We start from the raw sequence: 9,373 nt of genomic DNA on the forward strand, positions 1-9,373 counted from the left end.
CACGACATGGGTCCCGTACTCGCAGGCGTCCTCCAGCTGCTCGCCCTCATAGGCGCGCTGGCACTCGCCTACATCCCCCTCGGCAACTACATGGCCAGGGTCTACTCCTCCGACAAGCACCTGCGCGTCGAGAAGTGGATCTACAAGGGCATCGGTGCCAACCCCGACACCGAGATGCGCTGGCCCGCGTATCTGCGCGGCGTGCTCGCCTTCTCGGCGGTCGGCGTCCTCTTCCTCTATCTCCTCCAGCGCCTGCAGGGCATCCTGCCCGGCTCGCTCGGCTTCTCCTCGGTCAACCCGGCGCAGTCGTTCAACACGGCGGCGTCGTTCGTGACGAACACCAACTGGCAGTCGTACTACGGCGAGCAGACCATGGGTCACGTCGTGCAGACCGCCGGTCTGGCCGTGCAGAACTTCGTCTCCGCGGCTGTCGGCATCGCCGTCGCGGTGGCCCTGGTCCGGGGCTTCGCGCGCTCGCGCACCGGTGAGCTGGGCAACTTCTGGGCCGACCTGGTGCGCGGTGTCATGCGCATCCTGATCCCCGGCTCGATCATCGCCGCGCTCGTGCTGGTGGCCTGCGGTGCGATCCAGAACTTCTCCGGTATCCACGAGGTCGGCCAGTTCATGGGGGGCCACCAGCAGTGGAACGGCGGTGCGGTCGCCTCGCAGGAGGCGATCAAGGAGTTCGGCACCAACGGTGGCGGTTACTTCAACGCCAACTCCGCGCATCCCTTCGAGAACCCGACGCCGTTCACGAACCTGTTCGAGATCTTCCTGCTGCTGGTCATCCCGTTCGCGCTGACCCGCACCTTCGGCGTGATGGTCGGGAGCGTGAAGCAGGGCTACGCGATCCTCGCCACCATGGCCACCATCTGGGTCGGCTTCGTCGCCCTGATGATGTGGACCGAGTTCGCCCACCACGGCTCGGCGCTCCAGGCCGCCGGCGGTGCGATGGAGGGCAAGGAGTCCCGGATCGGTGTCGGCGCCTCCTCGATCTTCGCGGTGTCGACGACGTTGACCTCGACGGGTGCGGTGGACTCCTTCCACTCCTCGTTCACCGGTCTCGGCGGCGGAATCACCATCCTGGGCATGCAGTTGGGCGAGATCGCACCCGGTGGTACCGGCTCCGGCCTCTACGGCATGCTGATCATGGCGGTCATCGCGGTGTTCATCGCCGGACTGATGGTCGGCCGTACGCCCGAGTACCTGGGCAAGAAGATCGGCACCCGCGAGATGAAGCTCGCGGCCTGCTACATCCTGATCACCCCGGCCCTGGTGCTGATCTTCGCGGCCGCCTCCATGGCGCTGCCGACCCCGCCGCACTCGATGCTGAACTCCGGCGCGCACGGCTTCTCCGAGGTGCTGTACGCCTTCACCTCCGCCGCGAACAACAACGGATCGGCGTTCGCGGGTCTGAACGCGAACACGGACTGGTTCAACACCATGACCGGGCTCGCGATGGTGCTCGGCCGCTTCCTGCCGATGGTGTTCGTGCTGGCGCTGGCCGGCTCGCTCGCCGAGCAGAAGCCGGTGCCGGTCACCGCGGGCACCCTGCGCACCGAGAAGCCGCTGTTCACCGGTCTGCTGGTGGGCGCGATCCTGATCATCACCGGTCTGACCTACTTCCCGGCGCTGGCGCTGGGCCCGCTGGCCGAGGGGCTGGCGTCATGAGTACCCGTACAGACAACCAAGAGGACTCGATGTCCACAGCCACTCCGACCCGGGCGCCGCACAGCGATGTGCCGACCGGTCACAAGGACGAAGGCAAGGTCGGCGCGGGTCTGTTCGACCCGAAGCAGCTGCTGAAGTCGCTGCCGGACGCCTGCCGCAAGCTCGACCCGCGGGTGATGGTCAAGTCGCCCGTCATGTTCGTGGTCCTCGTCGGCTCGGTCCTGACGACGATCTTCTCCTTCAAGGACCCAAGTGACTGGTTCGGCTGGGCGATCAGTGCCTGGCTGTGGCTGACCGTCATCTTCGCCAACCTGGCGGAGGCCGTCGCCGAGGGCCGCGGCAAGGCGCAGGCCGACACCCTGCGCAAGGCCAAGACCGACACCGTCGCGCGCCGTCTGGGCAAGGACGGCAAGACCGAGGAGCAGGTGCCCGGCACCGAGCTCACGATCGGCGACCTGGTCGTGTGCGAGGCGGGCGACATCATCCCCGGCGACGGTGACGTCGTAGAGGGCGTTGCGAGTGTCGACGAGTCGGCGATCACCGGCGAATCGGCGCCCGTCATCCGTGAGTCCGGCGGCGACCGCTCGGCCGTCACCGGCGGTACGAAGGTCCTCTCCGACCGCATCGTCATCAAGATCACGACGAAGCCCGGCGAGACCTTCATCGACCGGATGATCGCCCTGGTCGAGGGCGCCGCCCGGCAGAAGACGCCCAACGAGATCGCGCTGAACATCCTGCTCGCCTCGCTGACGATCGTCTTCCTGCTCGCCTGTGCCACGCTGCCGCCGTTCGCGGACTACGCGGGCACCCACCTCACGATGGTCGTGCTGGTGGCCCTCCTGGTCTGTCTGATCCCGACCACGATCGGCGCGCTCCTGTCCGCGATCGGTATCGCGGGTATGGACCGACTGGTGCAGCGCAACGTTCTGGCGATGTCGGGCCGTGCGGTCGAGGCCGCAGGTGACGTGTCGACGCTGCTGCTGGACAAGACCGGCACCATCACGCTCGGCAACCGCCAGGCGTCGGAGTTCGTGCCGGTGTCCGGCACCACCGAGGCCGAGTTGGCGGATGCCGCGCAGCTTTCCTCGCTGGCCGACGAGACGCCCGAGGGCCGTTCCATCGTCGTGCTGGCGAAGGAGAAGTACGGTCTGCGCGAGCGCCACCAGGGCGAGCTGGCCAATGCCGAGTGGATCGCCTTCACCGCCCAGACCCGCATGTCGGGTGTCGACGTGGACGGGCGCAAGACCCGTAAGGGCGCGGCCGGTTCGGTCATCACCTGGGTCAAGGAGCAGGGCGGTACCGTCTCCGAGGACGCCGACACCCTCGCCAACCGCATCTCGGAAGCCGGTGGCACCCCGCTGCTCGTGGCTGTCGAGGACGACAACGGTGCCCGGATCCTGGGCGTCATCCATCTCAAGGACGTCGTCAAGGAAGGTATGCGCGAGCGGTTCGACGAGCTGCGCCGCATGGGCATCAAGACGATCATGATCACGGGCGACAACCCGCTGACCGCCAAGGCGATCGCGGAAGAAGCGGGCGTCGACGACTTTCTCGCGGAGGCCACTCCCGAGGACAAGATGGCCCTGATCAAGCGGGAGCAGGCCGGCGGCAAGCTGGTCGCGATGACCGGTGACGGGACGAACGACGCCCCGGCGCTCGCGCAGGCGGACGTCGGCGTGGCCATGAATACGGGTACGTCGGCCGCGAAGGAGGCCGGCAACATGGTCGACCTCGACTCGAACCCGACCAAGCTCATCGAGATCGTCGAGATCGGCAAGCAACTCCTCATCACCCGGGGCGCGTTGACGACGTTCTCCATCGCCAACGACGTCGCGAAGTACTTCGCGATCATCCCGGCGCTGTTCGCGGCGGTCTACCCGGGCCTGGACAAGCTCAACATCATGAACCTGTCCTCGCCCGACTCCGCGATCCTGTCGGCCGTCATCTTCAACGCGCTGGTCATCATCGCGCTGGTCCCGCTCTCCCTGCGGGGTGTGCAGTACAAGCCTGTGAGCGCGGACAAGATGCTGCGGCGCAACCTCACGATCTATGGCCTCGGCGGCCTGATCGCGCCCTTCATCGGTATCAAGATCATCGACCTCCTCATCTCCCTCATTCCCGGGATCGGCTGACCGCCATGAACAACTCGGTTACGAATACTGTCCGGTTGCTCTGGGCGGGCCTGCGTGCCCTCCTCGTGCTGACCCTGGTGACCGGCGTCATCTACCCGCTGGTGGTCACCGGCATCGCCCAGGCACTGTTCAACAGCAAGGCGAACGGCTCGGAGATAAAGGCGGACGGCAAGATCGTCGGCTCGTCCCTGATCGGACAGTCGTACAACCTGCCGCTGAAGAAGGGCCAGGAGACCCCGGACCCGGATCTGAAGTGGTTCCAGGGCCGCCCGCAGAACGGTCTCGGCACCAACAGCGTCAACACGCAGTACTCGTTGATCCTGTCCGGAGCCACCAACCTCTCCGCCGACAGCAAGGTGCTCCTCCAGCAGGTGAAGGACGCCAAGGCCGCCGTCATCAAGGACAACTCGGTGCCCGGCTACACGGTCAAGGCGTCCCAGGTGCCCGCCGACGCGGTCACGTCCTCCGGCTCCGGCCTCGACCCGAACATTTCCCCGGACTACGCGGACATCCAGGTCCACCGCATCGCCGAGAAGAACGGCCTGTCCGTCGCCCAGGTGCAGAAGCTGGTCGACGAGCACACCGACGGCCGTACTCTCGGCTTCATCGGTGAGCCCACAGTGAACGTCCTCGAACTCAACATCGCGCTCAAGTCCCTTGTGACGAAGAGCTGATGGCGTTACGCGACGATCCGTGCGGGAGTCGGCGGCCGGGGAGACGTCCCGGATCCGCCGACTCCCGTCGCATTGAGGCCGGTTGTGCTGTTCCCGGACTTCGCGACTGCCCGTACGACACGAAAGGCGTACACCCATGACCAGGGTGTTGGTGGTGGAGGACGACCCGCAGCTCGTACGGGCCCTCGTAATCAACATGCAGGCACGCCATTACGGAGTCGACGCGGCGCCCGACGGCGCCACGGCGCTCCGGCTGGCGGCGGCGCGGCAGCCGGACGTGGTGATGCTCGACCTCGGGCTGCCCGACATGGACGGCGTCGACGTCATCAAGGCGCTGCGTGGCTGGACCCGGGTCCCGATCCTGGTGCTCTCGGCCCGGCAGGCGTCGGACGAGAAGGTCGCCGCGCTCGACGCGGGCGCGGACGACTACATCACGAAGCCGTTCAGCATGGACGAACTCCTGGCCCGGCTACGGGCCGCCGTCCGCCGTAGGGAGGACACACCACTCGTTCCCGAAGCGACCGTGGTGGAGACCGACGAGTTCACTGTCGATCTGCGTGCCAAGAAGGCCACGCGGGGCGGACACGACATCCGGCTCACTCCGACCGAGTGGCACCTGCTGGAGATCCTGATCACTAACCCCGGCCGGCTGATCACCCAGAAGCACCTGCTTCAGGAGGTCTGGGGGGTGTCCCAGAGCAACAAGACCAACTACCTGCGGGTCTACATGGCGCAGCTCCGCCGCAAACTGGAGACGGACCCCGCCCACCCCCGCTATCTGATCACCGAGCCCGGCATGGGCTACCGCTTCGAAGGATGAACATGGGACGCGGCAAGCTCCGGATCTACCTCGGCGCGGCACCCGGCGTCGGCAAGACGTACGCGATGCTCTCCGAGGCACACCGGCGCGTGGAACGTGGCACCGACTGCGTGATCGCCTTCGTGGAGCACCACGGCCGGCCGCGCACCGAGGTGATGCTGCACGGTCTGGAGGAGATCCCGCGCAGGGAACTGGAGTACCGCGGGACGACGTTCACCGAGATGGACATCGACGCCATCCTGGCCCGGGACCCCCAGGTGGCGATGGTCGACGAACTGCCCCACACCAATGTCCCCGGCTCCCGCAACACCAAGCGCTGGCAGGACGTTGAGGAACTCCTCGCCGCTGGCATCGACGTCGTCTCAACCGTCAACATCCAGCATCTGGAGTCGCTGGGCGACGTCGTCGAGTCCATCACCGGCGTACGGCAGCAGGAGACCGTGCCGGACGAGGTGGTGCGCCGGGCCGATCAGATCGAGCTGGTCGACATGTCGCCGCAGGCGCTGCGTCGTCGTATGGCGCACGGCAACATCTACAAGCCGGACAAGGTCGACGCGGCGCTGTCCAACTACTTCCGGCCCGGAAACCTCACCGCCCTCCGCGAGCTGGCGCTGCTCTGGGTGGCCGACCGGGTCGACGCCTATCTGACCGAGTACCGCAGTGAGCATCAGGTGTCGACGATCTGGGGCTCGCGGGAGCGGATCGTGGTGGGCCTGACCGGAGGGCCGGAGGGCCGGACACTGATCCGCCGGGCCGCGCGCCTCGCCGAGAAGGGCGCCGGCGGCGAGGTGTTGGCGGTCTACATCTCCCGCAGCGACGGCCTGACCTCCGCCTCGCCCAAGGAACTGGCCGTCCAGCGAACCCTGGTGGAGGATCTGGGCGGCACCTTCCACCAGGTCGTCGGCGACGACGTCTCGGCCGCGCTGCTGGACTTCTCGCGCGGGGTGAACGCCACGCAGATCGTGATGGGTGTCTCCCGGCGCAGGAGCTGGCAGTACGTGTTCGGGCCCGGCGTCGGCTCGACGGTCGCCCGTGAGTCCGGACCCGATCTCGACGTCCACCTCATCACGCACGACGAGGTGGGCAAGGGACGCGGACTGCCCGTGAACCGGGGCGCGCGGCTCGGCCGGTCCAGGCTCATCTGGGGCTGGCTCGTGGGCGTGCTGGGCCCCGTCCTGCTCACCCTTCTGCTGACCAGCGCCACCCCGGCTGTCGGCCTCGCCAACGACATGCTGCTCTTCCTCACCCTGACCGTCGCGGCGGCTCTGCTCGGCGGACTCCTCCCCGCGCTGGCCTCGGCGGCGGTGGGATCGCTGCTGTTGAACTGGTACTTCACCCCGCCCGTCCACACGTTCACCATCGCCGACCCCAAGAACATCGTCGCCATCGCGATCTTCGTCGGTGTGGCCGTCTCCGTGGCCTCGGTGGTGGACCTCGCCGCCAGGCGCACCGATCAGGCGGCCCGGCTGCGCGCCGAGTCGGAGATCCTGTCCTTCCTCGCGGGCAACGTGCTGCGCGGCGAGACCAGCCTGGAGGCTCTGCTGGAGCGGGTGCGGGAGACCTTCGGCATGGAGTCGGTGGCGCTGCTGGAACGGGCCGGCGAGCTGGATCCGTGGACCTGCGCGGGCAGTGTCGGCCCCCGCCCCTGCCAGAACCCCGAGCACGCGGACGTCGATGTGCCGGTCGGCGACCACATGTCCCTGGCCTTGTCGGGGCGCGTACTGCCGGCCTCCGACCGCCGGGTGCTCGCCGCGTTCGCCGCCCAGGCCGTCGTCGTCCTGGACCGCCGGCGCCTACAGCAAGAGGCCGACCAGGCCAAGGAGTTGGCCGAGGGCAACCGCATCCGCACCGCGCTGCTGGCCGCCGTCAGCCACGACCTCCGTACCCCACTGGCCGGGATAAAGGTGGCCGTCACGTCTCTGCGCTCCGACGACGTCGACTGGTCGGAGGAGGACCGGGCGGAGCTCTTGGAAGCCATCGAGGCGGGCGCCGACCGCCTCGACCAACTGGTGGGCAACCTGCTCGACATGTCCCGCCTGCAGACCGGCACGGTGACCCCCATCATCCGCGAGACCGACCTCGACGAGGTCGTGCCGATGGCGCTGGTCGCGGTGCCGGAGGACAGTGTGGAGCTGGACATCCCGGAGACGCTGCCCATGGTCCACGTGGATCGGGGGCTGCTGGAGCGGGCCGTCGCCAACATCGTGGAGAACGCGGTCAAGTACAGCCCGCCGGAGGAGAAGGTCCTCGTGTCGGCGAGCGCCATCGCGGACCGGGTCGAGGTGCGCGTGGTGGACCGCGGGCCGGGTGTCCCCGACGAGGCCAAGGACCGCATCTTCGAGCCCTTCCAACGCTATGGCGACTCTCCGCGCGGCGCCGGGGTCGGCCTCGGCCTGGCCGTGGCCCGCGGCTTCACGGAAGCCCTGGGCGGCACCCTGAGCGCGGAGGACACACCGGGCGGCGGACTCACGATGGTGCTCAGCCTGCCGACAGCACCGGAGCGCCGGCCGGAGCAGCCGGATCTGTCGGCCGCAGTCACGCCCTGAAGGGCGAGGCTCGACGGCCTCGGACAGCGGGCGGGACGGCCTCAGCGCCTGTGTTTGATGCTGGCATGACAGCTTGTTTGGTCGGTGTGCTTGCGAGAGCGTCATCCTTGTCGGACGTCGTGTGGAAGATGCTGCGATGCCGGAGCGGTTGTCGGCCTGCGCAGGAGTGCGCTTGGCAGTTGACGGATGACAGTCGTCGGTTCGTGGCGGAGAACTGGCGGCTCAGGTTGCTGCGTTCCTGTTTGAGTCATCTCGTGGCTTCGTAGGTGGACAACCGACTCCAGTTGTAGGCAGGTTCTGACTCCATCTGCCGGGTGGCACAAGACCTTGACGGTTTCCCTGACGTGCGCAGCCGCCGGCGTCAGTGCTGCGCGACCGCCGCGTCTGAGCAGCCTCACCCGAACGCCGGACAGTGAAATGCCTCGGACTGGCAGCGGCCGCCATGGAGTCGCGGTGGACGGCCGGCGCCGACGTCGCGCCCTGTGATCAGACCCAGTGGGGGTCTCCGGAAGTCGGTGACTGTGACGATCGGGTCCAGGCCGGGCCGGACGGGGATCTTGGTGTCCGGGGGCGGGGTGAGTCGTTCTTGCTGGTGGCGGTCGTCCGGACCGCCCTTCACCGAGGGATCTTCTGTTGACGACTCAGCCTGTCCGTGTCGTGTTCCGCTCTGCCTCGCGCGCCGCGCCCGCTGTCGGTGAAGGACTTCGGGTGGCGCTGTACCAGGGCCAGGGCTCGGTCGGCAGCCAGCAGGCGGTGGAGCAGAACCTGGAGCGTCTGGACGAGGTGACCGCGCTGGCGGCGGACTACGGCTGTCAGGTGGTGGTCTTCCCGGAGAAGTACACCACCGGCTACGCGATCGGCCCCCAGCAGTGCCGCGAGCTGGCCGAGCACCGCGAGGGCCCCTCGGTCGAGCGTGCGCGGCTGGCGGCCAAGGAGAACGCCCTGGCCGTGGTCCTGCCCTACCCCGAACGCGACGGGGACGCGTTCTACGACTCGATCAGCATCATCGCCGCGGACGGGCTGGTGGCGGCTAACTACCGCAAGACCCACCTGTACGGGGCCGCCGAGCGGCGCAACTACTCCTTCGGCCAGGACCTGCCGCCCGTGGTCAGCCTGAACGGCATCGGAGTCGGCGTGCTCAACTGCTACGAGTGCGAGTTCCCGCCGCTGTACCAGTACCTCGCTGGGCACGGGGCCCAGGTCGTGCTCGGGCCCACCGCCGCCGACGGGCACTTTCGCCTGGCCGACGGCACCATGAGCCAGGTGCCCTACCAGGACGCCACCCGCCACATCATCCCCGCCATGGCCGGCATCTGGCGCCTGTTCATCGCCTACGCCAACCGCCGCGGCTGGGAACAGGTCCCCGCAGGCTCCTGGCAGTACCAGGGCAACTCCGGCATCTGGGCCCCCGACGGCGAACCCCTGATCGCCGCCACCGCCGAAGACCGCCACCACGACTGCCTGCTCATCGCCGACTGCCTCCCCGCCACCGTCCCGCCCTTCAGCCCCGAAGGCCACCACCCCACCGAC

General features: G+C 68.2%; 6 protein-coding genes. All 6 read left to right on the forward strand.

What is annotated here, in order from left to right; translation table 11 throughout:
• The first annotated feature begins 6 nt into the window (after positions 1-6).
• On the forward strand, positions 7-1,671 hold the full coding sequence (gene kdpA, locus ACNFOC_RS23005) for a potassium-transporting ATPase subunit KdpA (RefSeq protein WP_416960989.1): 1,665 nt from the start codon (positions 7-9) through the stop codon (positions 1,669-1,671).
• Positions 1,668-3,803, forward strand: coding sequence for a potassium-transporting ATPase subunit KdpB (gene kdpB / locus ACNFOC_RS23010; RefSeq protein ID WP_416960990.1), 2,136 nt, complete (start codon positions 1,668-1,670; stop codon positions 3,801-3,803). Before kdpA ends, kdpB begins: the two co-directional genes overlap by 4 nt.
• Before the next feature lie 5 nt (positions 3,804-3,808).
• Positions 3,809-4,477, forward strand: coding sequence for a potassium-transporting ATPase subunit C (locus ACNFOC_RS23015; protein WP_416960991.1), 669 nt, complete (start codon positions 3,809-3,811; stop codon positions 4,475-4,477).
• Between the two features lie 136 nt (positions 4,478-4,613).
• Complete coding sequence (locus ACNFOC_RS23020) at positions 4,614-5,297, forward strand: response regulator (protein ID WP_416960992.1); 684 nt, start codon at positions 4,614-4,616, stop codon at positions 5,295-5,297.
• A gap of 2 nt (positions 5,298-5,299) precedes the next feature.
• Positions 5,300-7,843: a DUF4118 domain-containing protein gene (locus tag ACNFOC_RS23025; protein ID WP_416960993.1), complete on the forward strand. Its 2,544-nt coding sequence runs from the start codon at positions 5,300-5,302 to the stop codon at positions 7,841-7,843.
• A 708-nt stretch (positions 7,844-8,551) separates the two neighbouring features.
• A partial coding sequence (locus tag ACNFOC_RS23030; RefSeq protein ID WP_416960994.1) for a nitrilase-related carbon-nitrogen hydrolase occupies positions 8,552-9,373 on the forward strand: 822 nt, incomplete at its 3' end.

The sequence above is a fragment of the Streptomyces colwelliae genome (assembly GCF_048158785.1).
Classification (GTDB): Bacteria; Actinomycetota; Actinomycetes; order Streptomycetales; family Streptomycetaceae; genus Streptomyces.

What these genes read in the sequence shown, in the direction of transcription:
- kdpA (WP_416960989.1), top strand. Translation starts at nt 7, where the DNA reads ATGGGTCCCGTACTCGCAGGCGTCCTCCAGCTGCTCGCCCTCATAGGC.
- kdpB (WP_416960990.1), top strand. Translation starts at nt 1,668, where the DNA reads ATGAGTACCCGTACAGACAACCAAGAGGACTCGATGTCCACAGCCACT.
- ACNFOC_RS23015 (WP_416960991.1), top strand. Translation starts at nt 3,809, where the DNA reads ATGAACAACTCGGTTACGAATACTGTCCGGTTGCTCTGGGCGGGCCTG.
- ACNFOC_RS23020 (WP_416960992.1), top strand. Translation starts at nt 4,614, where the DNA reads ATGACCAGGGTGTTGGTGGTGGAGGACGACCCGCAGCTCGTACGGGCC.
- ACNFOC_RS23025 (WP_416960993.1), top strand. Translation starts at nt 5,300, where the DNA reads ATGGGACGCGGCAAGCTCCGGATCTACCTCGGCGCGGCACCCGGCGTC.